Source organism: Oscillibacter sp. PEA192 (genome assembly GCF_003574015.1).
In the GTDB taxonomy this organism is placed as follows: domain Bacteria; phylum Bacillota; class Clostridia; order Oscillospirales; family Oscillospiraceae; genus Oscillibacter; species Oscillibacter welbionis.
In genome coordinates this window covers 3,145,664-3,162,492 of sequence record NZ_AP018532.1, presented here as the reverse complement: position 1 = coordinate 3,162,492, position 16,829 = coordinate 3,145,664, and the positions used below count along the sequence as shown (strand labels likewise).

Annotated in this window: 12 protein-coding genes; 10 read left to right on the top strand and 2 right to left on the bottom strand. The window is 62.4% G+C overall.

Annotated features, from left to right (window positions below):
- The first annotated feature begins 315 nt into the window (after nucleotides 1–315).
- Nucleotides 316–1,989: a formate--tetrahydrofolate ligase gene (locus DN611_RS15695; RefSeq protein ID WP_174233005.1), complete on the top strand. Its 1,674-nt coding sequence runs from the start codon at nucleotides 316–318 to the stop codon at nucleotides 1,987–1,989.
- Nucleotides 1,990–2,330: 341 nt separating this feature from the next.
- On the opposite strand, the gene gdhA (DN611_RS15690) is transcribed toward DN611_RS15695, so the two are convergent.
- The gene (gdhA, locus tag DN611_RS15690; protein ID WP_021748968.1) at nucleotides 2,331–3,677 is read right to left on the bottom strand and encodes an NADP-specific glutamate dehydrogenase; all 1,347 of its coding nucleotides are present in this window, start codon (nucleotides 3,675–3,677) and stop codon (nucleotides 2,331–2,333) included.
- Between the two features lie 13 nt (nucleotides 3,678–3,690).
- Nucleotides 3,691–5,037, bottom strand: coding sequence for an NADP-specific glutamate dehydrogenase (gene gdhA, locus DN611_RS15685; RefSeq protein WP_036630105.1), 1,347 nt, complete (start codon nucleotides 5,035–5,037; stop codon nucleotides 3,691–3,693).
- Between the two features lie 798 nt (nucleotides 5,038–5,835).
- Here gdhA (DN611_RS15685) and ilvC point away from each other — a divergent pair.
- The 9 genes from ilvC (at nucleotide 5,836) to DN611_RS15640 (ending at nucleotide 16,826) form a co-directional block, all read left to right on the top strand.
- Nucleotides 5,836–6,855 (top strand): ketol-acid reductoisomerase, encoded by a 1,020-nt coding sequence (gene ilvC / locus DN611_RS15680; RefSeq protein WP_025544393.1) that lies wholly within the window; start codon nucleotides 5,836–5,838, stop codon nucleotides 6,853–6,855.
- Nucleotides 6,856–6,927: 72 nt separating this feature from the next.
- On the top strand, nucleotides 6,928–8,586 hold the full coding sequence (gene ilvD / locus DN611_RS15675; RefSeq protein ID WP_021748972.1) for a dihydroxy-acid dehydratase: 1,659 nt from the start codon (nucleotides 6,928–6,930) through the stop codon (nucleotides 8,584–8,586).
- Nucleotides 8,587–8,612: 26 nt separating this feature from the next.
- Nucleotides 8,613–9,803, top strand: coding sequence for an ATP-binding protein (locus tag DN611_RS15670; protein WP_025545137.1), 1,191 nt, complete (start codon nucleotides 8,613–8,615; stop codon nucleotides 9,801–9,803).
- A 45-nt stretch (nucleotides 9,804–9,848) separates the two neighbouring features.
- Nucleotides 9,849–10,445, top strand: coding sequence for a LysE family transporter (locus tag DN611_RS15665; RefSeq protein ID WP_119311808.1), 597 nt, complete (start codon nucleotides 9,849–9,851; stop codon nucleotides 10,443–10,445).
- 414 nt (nucleotides 10,446–10,859) lie between these two features.
- Nucleotides 10,860–11,870, top strand: coding sequence for a sugar ABC transporter substrate-binding protein (locus DN611_RS15660; RefSeq protein WP_158629760.1), 1,011 nt, complete (start codon nucleotides 10,860–10,862; stop codon nucleotides 11,868–11,870).
- 137 nt (nucleotides 11,871–12,007) lie between these two features.
- A complete protein-coding gene (locus tag DN611_RS15655) occupies nucleotides 12,008–13,510 on the top strand; it encodes a sugar ABC transporter ATP-binding protein (RefSeq protein ID WP_025545139.1) in 1,503 nt (500 codons plus the stop codon).
- Nucleotide 13,511: 1 nt separating this feature from the next.
- Entirely contained in the window at nucleotides 13,512–14,522 is a 1,011-nt protein-coding gene (locus DN611_RS15650; RefSeq protein ID WP_021748978.1) for an ABC transporter permease, read from the top strand.
- Nucleotides 14,523–14,693: 171 nt separating this feature from the next.
- Nucleotides 14,694–15,851 (top strand): DUF4317 domain-containing protein, encoded by a 1,158-nt coding sequence (locus tag DN611_RS15645; protein ID WP_119311806.1) that lies wholly within the window; start codon nucleotides 14,694–14,696, stop codon nucleotides 15,849–15,851.
- 24 nt (nucleotides 15,852–15,875) lie between these two features.
- Nucleotides 15,876–16,826, top strand: coding sequence for a nucleoside hydrolase (locus tag DN611_RS15640; protein ID WP_317335456.1), 951 nt, complete (start codon nucleotides 15,876–15,878; stop codon nucleotides 16,824–16,826).
- Nucleotides 16,827–16,829: the final 3 nt, after the last annotated feature.

Sequence of the window (16,829 nt, the reverse complement as noted above, 5' to 3'; positions counted from 1 at the left end):
TTCATACACCTCTGTTCGTCTGAATGCACAGTTTTTAAGATATAAGCACCTTCTTCTCTGTACAATATTATAGCATCTGCGGAGGAGAAACTGCTAGAACGGATCTTATGCAACCGGCTATCACATTTACAGATAACAAAGGACATGGACGCAGAGACCGCTATGCAGCAGGTGCCGCCGGTGTTTTACCTGTAAAAGGTTGGAAAATAAGGGGATTTGGAGAGAACTGTTGCTTTTACCCGGGGGAGCCGGTATAATCGAACATGAAACAGCAGGGTGTCTGGACACGGACAGCCCGGAAAACAGGAGGCAGCCATGACCATCAAAAGCGATATCGAGATCGCCCAGGAGGCGAAGCCCCTTCCCATCACGGATATTGCGGACGCCTGCGGGATGGATGGGGCGTATATAGAGCAATACGGCAGATACAAAGCCAAGATCGACAACCGCTTTCTGAAGGAGACAAATCGGCCGGACGGTAAGCTGGTTCTGGTGACCGCTATCACCCCCACCCCTGCCGGGGAAGGCAAGACCACCACTACGGTAGGGCTGGCGGACGGGCTGCGGCGGATCGGCAGAAATGCCGTGGTGGCCCTGCGGGAGCCCTCCCTGGGGCCGGTGTTCGGCATCAAGGGCGGCGCCGCCGGCGGCGGCTATGCCCAGGTGGTGCCTATGGAGGACATCAATCTCCACTTCACCGGGGACTTTCACGCCATCGGCGCGGCCAACAACCTGCTGGCGGCGATGTTGGACAACCACATCCAGCAGGGTAACGCCCTGGGGATCGACGTCAAGCGGATTACGTGGCGGCGGTGTGTGGATATGAACGACCGGCAGCTGCGCAGCATCGTGGATGGCCTGGGGGGCCGGATGCAGGGTGTGCCCCGGGAGGACGGATTTGATATCACCGTGGCCAGCGAGGTCATGGCCGTGCTGTGTCTGGCATCGGACATCCCGGATCTGAAAGCCCGTCTGGGGCGGATCGTGGTGGGCTACACCTATGATGACGCCCCGGTGACTGCTGCCGACCTGAAGGCGGCCGGCGCCATGGCGGCCCTGCTGAAGGACGCTCTGAAGCCCAATCTGGTTCAGACGCTGGAGCATACTCCGGCCCTGATCCACGGCGGACCCTTTGCCAACATCGCCCACGGCTGCAACTCCGTCACCGCCACCCGGATGGCTCTGAAGCTGGGGGACTATGCCATCACGGAAGCGGGCTTCGGCGCGGATCTGGGGGCGGAGAAGTTTCTGGACATCAAGTGCCGCATGGCGGGGCTGAAGCCCGACGCGGTGGTGGTCGTGGCCACGGTCCGGGCATTGAAGCACCACGGCGGCGCAGCCAGAGCGGAGCTGGGCAGAGAGGATCTAGCGGCCCTGGAGCGGGGACTGCCCAACCTGCTCCAGCATGTGGACAATATCAAAAACGTATTTGGCCTGCCCTGCGTGGTGGCCATCAATGCGTTCCCCACGGACACGGCGGCGGAGCTGAAGCTGGTAGAGGAGAAATGCCGGGAGCTGGGGGTGAGCGTGGCCCTCAGCGAGGTGTGGGCCAAGGGCGGCGCCGGCGGAACTGCTTTGGCAGAGGAGGTAGTCCGGCTGTGTGAGCAGCCATCCGACTTCCGGTACAGCTATGCGCTGGGGGGGTCCATCGAAGAGAAGCTGGAGACTATCTGCCGGCGGATTTACCATGCGGACGGCGTGGTACTGACGCCTGCCGCCCAGAAGCAGGCCCGGCGGCTGACAGAGCTGGGGTTCGGGGAACTGCCCATCTGCATGGCCAAGACCCAGTACAGCTTTTCCGACGACCCCTCCCTGCTGGGAGCGCCCCGGGGCTTCACTGTGACGGTCCGGAACCTGAAAGTGTCCGCTGGGGCAGGCTTTCTGGTGGCCCTGACGGGAGATATCATGACCATGCCGGGATTGCCGAAAGTACCGGCCGCGGAGCGGATCGATGTGGATGAGAACGGCCGGATCAGCGGGCTGTTCTGAGGCATGGTCATACCGCCGCGGGAGCGGCGTCCAAGCGTTTTGCCGGAGGCAAAACCTTGAGCTGGACGGGCTGGGCCTGCCCAACTGGATTAAATGCGGAGTCCCCGCGGGACCTGTCCCGTGAGGGGCCATACCGGGACTGCCGAAAGTACCGGCCGCGGAGCGGATCAATGGGGACGAGAACGGCCGGATCAGCGGGCTGTTCTGGACGCTGTGGGACGGGAAACAAAACCGGCGGCCCGGCATCTGCCGGACCGCCGGTCCCACTACAAAGGAAATTTATGGGACAAAGCGGCCGCCCGGAAGGGCGGCCGCTTTGTGTGTTTTGAAGAGGGGGAGAATCACAGTCCCTGGGCGATCATGGCCGTGGAGATCTTCTTGAAAGCGGCGATGTCATTACCGGCAATCAGGTCGTATCCCAGACCGTACTCCTCCGCCGCCGCGGCGGAGGCATCATAGATGCCGCCCATGATCTGCTTCAGGCGGCTGTCCACCTCCTGGCGGGTCCAGCTGTACCGCAGGCTGTTCTGGACCATCTCCAGGGCGGAAACCACCACGCCGCCGGATCCGGAGGCCTTGGAGCCTGCGGTGAGGATCTTGGGACTCAGCCGCAGGAGGCGCAGGGCCTCGGCGGTGGCGGGCATATTGGCCGCCTCCACATAGTAGCGGACGTTGTTGGCCACAATCATCACGGCATCCTCCACGTCCAGCTCATTCTGGGTGGCGCAGGGGATCACGATGTCCACCGGCACTTCCCAGGGCCTTTTGCCGGGGAAGAACTCCACGCCGAAGCGGTCGGCGTAAGGCTCCACCTTGTCGGCGCCGCCGGCGCGCATGGACAGCATGAAATCGAACTTCTCCTGGGTGCAGACGCCGTCGGGATCGTAGACATAGCCGTCCGGCCCGGAGAGGGTGACCACCTTGCCGCCCAGCTCCGCGCTCTTGCGGCACACGCCCCAGGACATGTTGCCGAAGCCGGAGACGGCCAGGCGCTTGCCCTCCAGGGTCTCGCCCTGGTGTTCCAGCATCCGGGCCAAGAAGTAAACAGTGCCGAAGCCGGCGGCCTCCTGGCGGATGACGCTGCCGCCGTAGGTCAGGCCCTTGCCAGTAAGAGCGCTGCTCTCCGCCTTTCCGGTGAGCCGCTTGTACTGGCCATAGAGATAGCCGATCTCCCGGGAGCCCACACCGATGTCACCGGCGGGGATGTCGGTGTCTGCGCCGATCAGACGGTACAGGGCTGTCATGAAGCTCTGGCAGAAGCGCATGATCTCCCGGCTGCTCTTGCCCCGGGGATCAAAATCCGCGCCGCCGGCGGCGCCGCCGATAGGCAGCCCCGTCAGGGCGTTTTTGTAGGTCTGCTCAAAGCCCAGGAACTTCACGATAGAGGGGTTGACGGAGGGATGGAACCGCAACCCACCCTTGTAGGGGCCGATGGCGCTGTTGAACTGCACCCGGTAGCCGTGGTTGGTGTGGGCCATGCCCTGATCGTCCATCCAGGGCACAGTGAAGGTCAGCATTCGATCCGGCTCCACCATTCGGGTCAGCAGGTCCACCCGCTCATAGATGGGATTGTCCTCCAGGGCCGGGGCAATCATCTCCAGCCAGGTGAGAACGGCCTGGAGATACTCCGGCTGGCCGGCGTACCGCTGCTGGAGGTCGGCGGACACGCGGGAAACATAGTCGCTCATGCAGATGCCCTCCTTAGACCAAACCGTAGGCCAGCATGGCGTCAGCCACTTTCAGGAAGCCGGCGATGTTGGCGCCGGCCACCAGGTCGCCGGGCTTGCCGTACTGGGCGGCGGCGCCCGCGGCGTTGTGATAAAGGTTGGTCATAATGTCCTTCAGATGGCTGTCCACCTCCTCGAAGGACCAGGACATGCGCATGGAATTCTGGCTCATCTCCAGGGCGGAGGTGGCCACGCCGCCGGCGTTGGCGGCCTTGGCGGGGGCAAAGAGGAGACCGGCAGCCTGCAGGGCTTCCACCGCGTCGGGAGTGCAGGGCATGTTGGCACCCTCGGCCACGGCGAAGCAGCCGTTCTGGATCAGGGCTTTGGCAGCGGACAGATCCAGCTCGTTCTGGGTGGCGCAAGGCAGGGCGATGTCACAGGGCACCTGCCACACGCCGGAGCAGCCCTCGTGGTACTCCGCTTCCGGGCGGACGGTCACATACTCCCGGATGCGCTTGCGCTCCACCTCCTTCAGCTGCTTCACCAGCGCCAGGTCGATGCCGTTGGGGTCGTGGACAAAGCCGTTGGAGTCGGACATGGTGACCACCTTGGCGCCCAGGGCCGTGGCCTTTTCGCAGGCGTAGATGGCCACATTGCCGGAGCCGGAGATGGCTACCTTGGCGCCCTCAAAGCTGCGGCCCGCGTCCTTGAGCATATTGTCGGCAAAGTAGCACAGACCATAGCCGGTGGCCTCGGTTCGGGCCAGAGAGCCGCCGTAGCTGAGGCCCTTGCCAGTGAGGACGCCGGTGAACTCGTTGCGCAGCCGCTTGTACTGGCCGAAGAGATAACCGATCTCCCGGGCACCCACGCCGATATCGCCGGCGGGCACGTCGGTGTCCGGCCCGATATACTTGAAGAGCTCGGTCATGAAGCTCTGGCAGAAGCGCATGACCTCCGCGTCGGACTTGCCCTTGGGGTCGAAGTCGCTGCCGCCCTTGCCGCCGCCGATGGGCAGGCCGGTCAGGCTGTTCTTGAAGATCTGCTCAAAGCCCAGAAACTTGATGATGCCCTCGTACACGGAGGGGTGGAACCGTAAGCCGCCTTTGTAGGGGCCGATGGCGCTGTTGAACTGCACCCGGAAGCCCCGGTTCACGTGGATGTTGCCCTGGTCATCCTCCCAGGGCACCCGGAACTTGATGATCCGCTCCGGCTCTACCAGGCAGTCCATGACGCCCTCTTTGATATACTCCGGCTTCGCCTCCACCACCGGGACCAGGGAGGTCAGAACCTCCTGGACCGCCTGGTGAAATTCCGGCTCTGCCGGATTCCGCCGGACCACGCGCTCCATCAGGCCGCTTAGATACTCGTTCTGAATGCTCATGGTGAATCCCTCCAAAAACCAGACTTGGCGGATGACCGCGCCGCGGCCTCCGTCCGTGTTTGTATCGACCACATTGTAATACTGGGCGCGTCTTTGCGTCAACGACTTTTGTCCGCGCAAGAACATGTTCGGCGGATTTCTCAAGTTTTAAACGCCTGTTATGAGACTTTCTGGCACTTCTCCTTTGAAATCAAAAATATTTAGAAAATATTTCCATTTAACAAAAAGAGGAACCCTAAGCGCAAAGATTTGGGCTGGTCTGGCCGGTCCCTGTACAGGCTTGGCGGAAAATCGTGGGGAAAATACATAAGGTTTCGCGTTTGAAAAGGGATGGAATTGGTCAAACCAATAAAACTTTGCGGGAGCGGGGAAGTTGAGCGCAAGTTTCTCTTGACAGGGGGCGGAACAGTGTGTTACCGTCTTTGCATACCTAAAATATGATGAAGGGAACAAGTAGCCCGCTTCGCTCCGCTTTCAGAGAATTGCCGGTTGGTGCAAGGCAACAAGCGTCGGATCTGGTGAAATCATCCTGGAGTAGCCTGCTGAAAGAGAACTCTCTGATAGGCAGTGCCGGGCGCACCCGTTACCGTGCAGGGCCTGTTGGGGCCTGCTGAGATGGCGGCGGAAGGATCTTCCACCGTTAACAAGAGTGGTACCGCGAAGGTGTTTCAAAAGCCTTTGCCTCTTGCTTGCAAGAGGCAAAGGCTTTTTTCTTTCACTTCGGCCGTTCTGTTCAGGGCCCATCGGCAAAACCATTCCCACCCACATCGTCAAGAAACAGAAAAGGAGAACACGAACATGGCAATCAAAAAGTATTACGACACTGACTGCAACCTGGGCCTGCTGGACGGCAAGACCGTGGCCGTGATCGGCTTCGGCTCTCAGGGCCATGCCCATTCTGAGAACCTGGCCGAGAGCGGTGTCAACGTGGTGGTGGGCCTGCGGAAGGGCTCCTCCCACTGGGCCAAGGCGGAGGAGTTCGCCGCCACCTGTCCCAATTTCCGCGTGATGGAAGTGGAGGAGGCCGCCAAGGCCGGCGACATCGTGATGATGCTGGTGCCTGACGAGCTGTGCGCCGACATCTACAACAAGCAGATCGCCCCGTACATGACCGAGGGCAAGACCCTGGCCTTCGCCCACGGATTCAATATCCACTTCAAGACCATCGTGCCCCCCGCCAACGTGGACGTGATCATGGTGGCTCCCAAGGGCCCCGGCCACACGGTCCGCAGCCAGTACCTGGAGGGCAAGGGCGTGCCCAGCCTGATCTGCGTGGAGCAGAACTTCACCGGCAAGGCCAAAGAAGTGGCTCTCGCCTATGCCTCCGGCATCGGCGCCGGCCGCGCCGGCATCCTGGAGACCACCTTCAAGGAGGAGACCGAGACCGACCTGTTCGGCGAGCAGGCCGTTCTATGCGGCGGCGTCTGCGGCTTGATCCAGGCCGGCTTCGAGACCCTGGTGGAGGCCGGCTACGAGCCGGAGATGGCCTACTTCGAGACCTGCCACGAGATGAAGCTCATCATCGACCTCATCAACGAGGGCGGCTTCGGCAAGATGAGCTACTCCATCTCCAACACCGCTGAGTACGGCGACTACCGCACCCGCAGCCGCCTGATTACCGAGGACACCCGCAAGGAGATGCGGCAGATCCTCAAGGAGATCCAGGACGGTACCTTCGCCTCCGAATTCCTGGCGGAGATGAACCCCAACGGAGGCCGCAAGACCCACTTCCTGGCCATGCGCCGCATGGCGGCCGAGCACCCCATCGAGAAGGTGGGCGCCCAGCTGCGCAGCATGATGAGCTGGCTGAAAAAGTAAGAGGACCCAAGGCACCGGCCCGGAGGCGGGAACACCTCCGGGCCGGGTAGAAAAAGGAGGAAAGCAAGACCTATGCGCAGTGATAATGTGACCAAGGGCGCCGAGCGGGCACCCAACCGGAGCCTTTTCTACGCCCTGGGCTACACGCCGGAGGACCTGGAGAAGCCCCTGATCGCTGTGGTCAGCGCCCACAGCGACATCGTTCCCGGACACATGAATTTGGACAAGCTGACCGACGCGGTAAAAAGCGGCATCGAGGCCGCCGGCGGTACCCCCTTCATGGTGCCCGCCATCGGCGTGTGCGACGGCATCGCCATGGGCCATGTGGGCATGAAGTACTCCCTGGCCAGCCGGGAGCTGATCTGCGACAGTGTGGAGACCATGTTCATGGCTCACCAGTTTGACGGCTGTGTGCTGGTGCCCAACTGTGACAAGATCGTCCCCGGCATGGTGATGGCGGCGGTGCGGATGAACGTGCCCGCCGTGGTGTGCAGCGGCGGCCCCATGCTGGCCGGCACCTACGACGGCCAGGAGGTCAGCCTCTCCAAGATGTTCGAGGCTGTGGGCTCCTACAAGGCAGGCATGATCTCCGCCGAGCAGCTGGAGGACTGCACCCAGAACTGCTGTCCCGGCTGCGGCAGCTGCTCCGGCATGTACACCGCCAACTCCATGAACTGCCTGTGCGAGGCCATCGGCATCGGCCTGCCGGGCAACGGCACCATCCCCGCGGTGTACAGCAAGCGGCTGCAGCTGGGCCGCCGGGCCGGCGCCGCCATCATGGAGATGGTCCGCCGGAACATCTGCGCACGGGACATCATCAACGCCCGCAGCATCCGCAACGCCCTGACCTGCGACATGGCCCTGGGCTGCTCCACCAACACGGTGCTGCACCTGCTGGCCATCGCCCAGGAGGCGGGCTGCCCGGTGGACCTGGCCCTGTTCAACGAGATCAGCGAGAAGACCCCCAACCTGTGCCACCTGGCCCCTGCGGGCCCCACCCACATGCCGGACCTGTACGCGGCCGGCGGCATCCCTGCTGTCCAGGCGGAGCTGGCCAAGCGCGGTCTTCTGGATCTGGACTGCCTGACCGTCACCGGCAAGACCGTGGGCGAGAACATTCAGGGGGTCCAGAACCTCAACCACAACGCCATTCGGCCCATCGAGGATCCCTACTCCCCCACCGGCGGACTGCAGATCCTCTGGGGCAATCTGGCCCCCCACGGCTGCGTGGTGAAGCGCAGCGCCGTGGCCCCGGAGATGCTGACCCACACCGGTCCCGCCCGGGTGTTTGACAGCGAGGAGGACGCCATCGCCGCCATCTACGCCGGTAAGATCGTCCCCGGCGACGTGGTGGTGATCCGGTACGAGGGCCCCAAGGGCGGCCCTGGTATGCGGGAGATGCTGAATCCCACCTCCGCTCTCGCGGGTATGGGTCTGGACAAAACCGTGGCCCTTATCACCGACGGCCGGTTCTCCGGCGCCAGCCGGGGCGCGTCCATCGGCCACGTCAGCCCGGAGGCCGCTTCCGGCGGTCCCATCGGCCTGGTGCAGGAGGGCGACGCCATCGCCATCGACATTCCCAATGCCTCCATCATGTTGCAGGTATCTGAGGAAGAGCTGGCCGCCCGGAAGGCCGCCTATGTCCAGCCTGCCCCCAACATCACCACCGGCTGGCTGGGCCGTTACGCCCGGATGGTCACCAGCGCCGACGAGGGCGCGGTCCTCCGCTGAAGGCCTGAGATCGGGAGGAATGCAACATGCACGTACAAGAGATGTACCGGCGGCTGACGGGCCTTGTGGTGTTCCGCCGGCTGCTGCAGGACCCGGTGGTGGCCGCCTGCGGCGAGATGCTCTCCGCCCGGGTGCGGGGGGACAGCGGCGATTTCTCCGCCGCCTGCGCCGGATTTGAAGCCGCCCTCTTCCAGTCCAGCGACAGCTGGTCCTGCTATCTGCGGGAGACGGTGCTGGAGAGCGAGAACGTCTGCATCCGGGGGCAGGCGGTGGGCAGGAGCTCCGTCCTTCAGGAAAGCCTGCGGCGGGAGCTGGCCTTCTTCGACCAGCTCTCCCAGCTGCAGCTGGAGGACCTGACGGCGGGTCTGCGGGAGCCTCCGGAATTTCTGGTGGGCTGGGTCGTGTCTCCCACCGATATCACCCGGGAATACCTCCGCCGGATGGAGGAGGTGGGGGTGAAGGGCTACGGCATCTTCGCCCGGTACCACGTGTTCACGGTGGAGGAGGGGCAACTGGCGCCGGTGAAGCACCCGGATCCCCAGAGGCTGGAGGAGCTGCCTGGCTATGAGCGGGAGCGGGAGAAGGTCATCGCCAACACCCGGGCCCTGCTGGAGGGAAAGCCCGCCAACAACGTGCTGCTGTATGGTGACGCGGGCACCGGCAAGTCCAGCGCCATCAAGGCCATCGCCAACGCCTTCGCGGACCAGGGGCTGCGGCTGGTGGAGGTCAAGAAGAACCAGCTCTATCAGATCCCGGACCTGATGGACGCCCTGGCGTCCAATCCGCTGAAGTTCATCCTCTTCATCGATGATCTGAGCTTCACCGCCAATGACGACAACTTCGCCGCCCTCAAGGCGATCCTGGAGGGCAGCGTGGGCGGCCGGGCCGGCAACATCGCCGTCTACGCCACCAGCAACCGCCGCCACCTGATTAAGGAGACCCTCACCGACCGGGAGGGCGACGACATCCACGAGAGCGACACCCGCCAGGAGCTGATGAGCCTGTCCGCCCGGTTTGGGCTGACCATCACCTTCGGCAGCCCCGACCGGGAGCGGTATCTCCACATTGTGGAGGAGCTGGCCAAGCAGTACGGGGTGGAGCTGGACCCCAGACAGCTGGCGGTCCGCAGTGAGGCATTCGCGGTCCGCTCCGGCGGACGCAGCGCCCGGGTGGCCAAGCAGTTCATCGAGCTGTGCAAGGCCGGCGTCTTCAGCTGACGCCGCGGCGGGACAGTATCTGATAAAGAGAAAGGGGCAGTTCCCATGACAGCAGTCTATTTACAACTGGCGGCGTATGCCTGTGCAACCACCTTTTCCCCGGGACCCAACAACATTCTGCTGTTCAGCAGCACCAGCCGGTACGGCATCCGGAAGTGCTGGCCGCTGATTTTTGGGATCTGGGCGGGATTGATCACCGTTATGCTGCTGTGCGGCTTCGGCTGTGCCTGGCTGGGAGAGCTGGTGCCGCAGATTGTCCCCGTGGCCAAGTATGTGGGCGCGGCTTATATCCTCTATCTGGCCTACCGCACGCTGATGCGCAGCCCCGGCGCCAAGAAGGAGGCCGGCCCCTCCGGCAAGCCGCTGTCCTATGTGAACGGCTTCCTCCTGCAATTCCTGAACGTCCACATCCTGATGCTGGGGATCGCCGCCTATTCCGGTTATATCCTGCCCCATGGGTATACGGTGCCAGCCGTGCTGTGCTTCTCTGTCATCATGGCTGCCTGCGCCGCCACCGGAAACCTGATCTGGGCCACGCTGGGCGCGCTGCTGTACCCGCTGTACAGCCGGTATTACAAATTTGTCAACGCCGTTATGGCGCTGCTCCTGCTCTGGTGCGCCTGGAAAATCATCTCCGTCTGAGAATACATGGTCCGAACGCCCTCCCAAGCCGGGAGGGCGTTTTTTGTGCGGAACAGGCATGTCCGCACCTCTTTATATTATATAATGTAGGACGGGCGCGCCTGCGGCGACACCCAGGGGAGCGGTTTTTGGGGGATAGAGAGGCTGTGCGGCAGATTTGCGAAAAATTTGCGCAAACTGGACGCCGCCGGGCGCCTGATAAAAAGCCGACGCTGTCAAGTAAATGATTAGCTGATAAAAAATTTTCTGCATATTGTGCAAAAAAGTTCCGCAAAATTGTAATAATAGCTGTTTTTTACGTTAACACGTTGACTGTATAAGCACACCATGTTAAAATCTTCTTACTCCCGCAGTTCAGATCCATTTCTGCCTGAATGTGAGAGGAAACCAATTAAGAAGGAGAAAAGAAGTAAGATGAAAAAGTTTTTTGCACTTCTCCTCGCACTGGTGATGTCCCTGTCTCTGGTGGCCTGCGGCGGCGGAGATACCGCCAACGAAGACACCAGCACCGATGACACTGCTACCGAGGAGAACGGCGGCGATACCGCCACTGCCAGCGATGTGGAGATCGCTGTGGTCCTGAAGACCCTGGCCTCCGAGTACTGGGGCTATGTGAAGGCCGGCTGCGATGCCGCTGCCGCTGACCTGGGCGTTACCGTCAACGTGGTGGGCCCCGGCGCTGAGAGCGAGATCGAGCAGCAGGTTTCTATGATTGAGCAGCAGATCGGCGCAGGCTGCGATGCCATCATCGTCGCTCCCAATGACGCCGGCGCCGCTTCCGGTGCGCTTGCCAGCGCCATCGGCAGCATCCCCGTTCTGTCCGTCGATACCAATGTGGGCATCGAGGGTCAGACCAGCTTCGTGGGCACCTCCAACGTGGACGCCGCGAAGGAAGGCGGCCTGTGGGCCGCTGAACAGGCCGGTGAGGGCGCCAACGCCGTCATCATCTATGGCCAGGAGGGCGACAACACCTCCAATATGCGCCGCGAGGGCTATCAGGCCGCCTGCGACGAGGCCGGCGTCACCGTTCTGGACGCTCTGTCCGGCCAGAACACCACCGACGGCGCCACCAAGACCATGGAGGACCTGCTGAACGCTTATCCCGACCAGATCGACATCGTGCTCTGCCACAATGACGATACCGCTATCGGCGCCATGAACGCCTGCAAGTCCGCCGGCGTGGACGACATGATTATCGTCGGCTTCGACGGCAACGCCTCCGCCGTGGATCTGATCCTGGCCGGCGAGATGGTGAAGGCCACCGTTGCCCAGCAGCCCTATGAGATGGGCTACCAGGCCGTGGAGGCCGCGCTGAAGGCCATCAAGGGCGAGACCGTGGAAGAGGTCATCAACGCTCCCGTCACCGTGGTCACCGCTGAGAACGGCCAGGAGTACCTGGATAGCCTGGCTGCCATGCAGGGCTGATCAGCCTGTGCCCCTCAGATCTCACATCTGAATGAATGGAATATGGCGGCAGTGGTCCTGCCGCCATATTCCCGTTCCGCACCTCCCCGCGGGCGGCGGGGACCGCTGAAATCAGGAAACAGAAACGAGGTAATCCCATGAGCGAGTATGTTGTCGAGTTGAAGAACATTACCAAACGTTTTCCTGGTGTCGTCGCATTGAAAAATATGTCTATTGGCATCCGGCCGGGAGAGATCCACGGCCTGATCGGCGAAAATGGCGCCGGCAAGTCCACCTTGATTAAGGTGCTCACCGGCGTTCACACTCCTGAGGAGGGGGAGATCTACGTGGACGGCCAGAAGGTCGTCTTCCACAACCCCGTCCAGTCCCGCGAGGCGGGCATTGCCTGCGTGTACCAGGAGCTGAACATCGTCAAGCAGCTGTCTGTCACGGATAACGTTTTCATGGGACGCGCCGTCAAGAAAAACGGCCTTCTGGACTACCCCAGAATGTACGAGGAAGCCAAGCAGGCCCTGACCACGCTGGGCCATCCCGAAATTGATGTTAAAATGGAATGCGGCAAGCTGGGTACCGGCCAGCAGCAGATGGTGGAGATCGCCAAGGCTGTGTCGCTGGACGCCAAGCTGATTATCATGGACGAGCCGACTTCCTCCCTGGGCAAGGAGGAGATCAACCAGCTGATGGAGACGGTCCGGGGCCTGAAGGCCAAGGGCGTGGCCATCCTGTTCGTCTCTCATAAATTGGAAGAGCTGTTCGAGCTCTGCGACCGGGTCACCGTCATGCGGGACGGCGAACATATCGTCACCCAGGACATCGGTGACATGACGGAGGACTCCCTGATCAACGCCATGGTGGGCCGGACGCTGGACAACCTGTATCCCAAAGAGTTCGGCGTCAAGGGCGACGTGTGGCTGGAGGCCAGGAACCTCAACGAGGCCGGCGTCCTCCATGACGTGAGCTTCAAGGCCTACGGCGGCCAGATCACCGGCTTTGCTGGCCTGGTGGGCGCCGGGCGGACGGAGACCATGCGGGCCATCTTCGGCGCCGACAGGTTGGACAGCGGCGAGATCTACGTCAAGGGGGAGAAGGTACATATCCGGACGCCCAAGGACGCCATCAAGAAGAAGATTGCCTTCCTGACCGAGGACCGCAAGGGCCAGGGTCTGGTGCTGTCCCTGGACGTGCGGACCAACCTCATTCTGGCCAATATGAAGGGCTTCTCCAACGGACCCTTCCTGAACAAGGGGAAGATTGAGAAGTCCGGCCAGGACAATGTGGAGTCCCTGCGGATCAAGACTCCGTCCCTGGACGAGGTGACGGCCCAGCTCTCCGGCGGCAACCAGCAGAAGGTGGTTATCGGCAAGTGGGTCAACACCGACGCGGACATCTTCATTTTCGACGAGCCCACCCGCGGCATCGACGTGGGCGCCAAGATCGAGGTCTACCATGTCATGAATGACCTGGTCAAGGCCGGCAAGTGTGTGATCATGGTCTCCTCCGAGCTTCCGGAGATCCTGGCCATGAGTGACCACGTGGTGGTCATGCGGGGCGGCCGGGTCATGGCCAATATCGACCGTGATACCCCGCACTTCAACTCTGAGGATATCATGAAAGCGGCCTGGGGAGGAGAATTAGACTGATATGAAAAAGAAGAATTCCGGAAAAGAGCTTTTGCAAAAGCTCGGCACCCTGATGGCGCTGGCGCTGCTGGTTCTCATTTTCTGCGTGATGATGCCCGATAAGTTCCCGCGGATCAGCAATATCATGAACATCTTCAAGCAGGCTTCCATCAACTGCCTGATCGCCTCCGGCATGCTGTGCGCCCTGATTACCGCCGGCATCGACCTGTCCGTGGGTTCCAACTGCGTGCTGTGCACCTGCACCATCGGCGTGCTGGTCCAGAACTTCGGCATCACCAGCATGCCGCTGCTGATCATCGCCGGCCTGGCGGTGAGCACGTTTGCCGGCTTTGTCAACGGCATTCTGCTGACCCGTTTGGACCTGCCCCATCCCTTCGTGTCCACCTTGGGCATGAAGAACGTGCTGTGGGGCCTGGCCCTGGTGATTACAGGGTCGAAATCCATTGCCTTTACCAACACCGGCGTGGACAACCTGATGTGGATCGGCGGCGGCTCCCTTTTCAAGACCGAGACCTTCCCCGGCATCCCCTTCAGCTTCATCCTGGTGCTGATCGTGTTCGGCATCTTCCACGTGTTCCTGACCCGGTCCGCCCTGGGCCGCCAGATCTACTGCGTGGGCGGCAACCCCGAGGCGGCGCGCCTCTCCGGTATCCCCTCCAAGAACGTGCTGACCTTCGTCTACTCCCTGTCCGGCTTCATGGCCGGCATGGCGGGCGTGGTGTCCGTGGGTCGTCTGGCTTCTGCCAACGGCAATGCCGGCTCCACCTATGATACTGATGCCATCGCGGCCTGCATCATCGGCGGCGCCTCCTTCACCGGCGGCAAGGGCACCATCTGGGGCACCCTGATCGGCGCCCTGCTGATGGCGGTCATCCGCAACGGCCTGAACCTGATGGGCGCCTCCAACGACATTCAGTACATCGTCATCGGCGCCGTCATCATTCTGGCGGTCACCATCGACGTGTTCCGGAACAAGGCTGAGGCCAGGGCCCGGAAGATGGCTGCCCAGTAAGCGGACATCCTTTGGAGCGCATTTGAAACGTGAAACGGCGGGGACTGCGGTTCCCGCCGTTTTTCCTGTCCGCCCCTTTCGGCGTGACAAGACGGCGGAGATGTGCTAAGATAGAGACCCGGCAGGACTGCAGTCCCGCTGGGATCAATTTGAACGAGCGAGGTGTCCTCCATGAACCAAAGAGAGCTGGGTGAGCTGCGCCGCCGGTTCCGGCCGGAGAAGAGCGCCATCAGCCGTGTTTACGGCTGCTATGTGAACAGCAGCCGCGAGATCATCGCCTATATCGACCAGTCCCTGGGCCTCATGCCCCAGGAGGAGGCGGAAAAATACCTGGGCCTGCTGAAAAAGGCCCTGTCCGGCACCCTGGGCCGGAACCTGATTGACATCGTGTTTTCCACCCAGCAGGTGGCGGACAGCGAGGAGCACCGCCTGCTCTCCGCCCTGCGGACGTCCGAGCTGAAGGACGCGGAGGCCCGGGATGCCTTTTACCAGCAGGTCATCGGCTCCCTGGACATGGGGGAGAACAACTATCTGATCCTGCTGGGGGCCGACGCCTATGATGTGCCCCACCGGGGCAAGGACGGCGAGGTAGACCGGGATGCCTGCGAAGAGGTGTTCCGCTACTTCGTCTGCTGCGTCTGCCCGGTGAAGGATGGGACGCCGGAGCTGGGATACTTCCATGGGGAGAACGAGTTCCACATCTCTATGGAGAAGCAGATCGTGGGCCAGCCGGAGCTTGGCTTTTTGTTCCCGGCCTTTGATGACCGGACGGCCAACCTTTACAACGCCCTGTTTTACAGCCGGAAGCCGGACGAGCTCCATCAGGAGTTCATTGACGCAGTGTTCCGCACAGAGCCGCCCATGTCCGCCGCCGAGCAGCGGGAGACCTTTCAGTCCGCCCTGTGCGGCACTCTGGAGGGGGCGTGCAGCATGGAGGTGGTGCAGTCTGTCCACGACTACCTGCGCCAGCGGATCCAGGAACACAAGGAGAGCCGGGACCCGGAGCCGCTGGCTGTCACCGCAGGCGAGGTGAGCGGCGTGCTGCGGAACTGCGGCGTGCCGGAGGAGCGGGTGGAGGCGTTCCAAACCGCCTGCGGCCAGTCCTTTGGCGAGGGGGCGCTGACCCCGGCCAACCTGATCGACGCCAAGCACTTCGCGGTCAAGACCGCCGACGCCACTATCCAGGTGGACCCGGAGCGGAGCTATCTGGTGGAGGCCCGGGTCATCGACGGACGGCGCTACCTGCTGGTCCCGGCGGACGAGAGTGTGGAGGTCAACGGTCTGGGGGTCCGGATTGCCGCCGCCAAAGACGGCGGAGAGACTACATAAACAGATAAACAGGGAGGAAGGAATATGCTGAAGCAGATCCTGATCGACGCCGACACCGGCATTGATGATTCCATCGCCATTCTGTTTGCCCTGAAGCGGCCGGACGTCCGGGTGATGGGCGTCACCACCGGCTTCGGCAACACCACAGCCCGGCAGGCGGCGGAAAACAGTCTGCGGCTGATCCGACTGGCCGGTGCGCCTTATGAGGTACCGGTGGCGGTTGGAGCCACGGAGCCGCTGGCGGGGAACTGGAAGGGGCCGGATCCCCACATCCACGGGCCCAACGGCATCGGCGGGGTGGAGCTGCCGCCTTCGCCCCAGCAGCCGCTGGAGGAACCGGCCTGGGCGTTCATCGCCCGAATGGCCCGAGAGCACCCCGGCGAGCTGACCTTGGTGACGCTGGCCCGAATGACGAATCTGGCAAAGGCTCTGGAGATAGAGCCGGACCTGCCCCGGCTGTTGAAACGGGTGGTGTTCATGGGCGGCACGTTCCACGCGCCGGGAAACGTGTCCCCGGTAGCGGAGGCCAACATCGCAGGGGACCCGGAGGCGGCGGACCGGGTGTTCCAGGCGGGCTTTGACCTGACCATGGTGGGGCTGGATGTGACCCAGAAGGTGCGGCTGACCACGGACCATGTGGCGATCCTGGACAAGTACGCCGCGCCGGAGAACCGGCCCATTGTGGACTATCTGAAGCAGGCACTGCCCTTCTACTTCCGGTTCAACCGACTGCAAAACAACTGTCTGGACCACTGCCCGGTCCACGACCCGCTGGCCATGCTGGCGGCGGTGGATCCCAGTGTGGTGACGGTGCGGACCATCCCCGCCCGGGTGGAGTGCGGCGGCAGCTTCTGCCGGGGCATGGTGGTGGCGGATCTGCGGGAGCATCCCATCGAGGCTCCCGGCGTCTCCATCTGCGTGGATGTGGACAGCCGCCGCGCCCTGGAAGAGCTGCTCACCACCTTTATGGCATGAGGG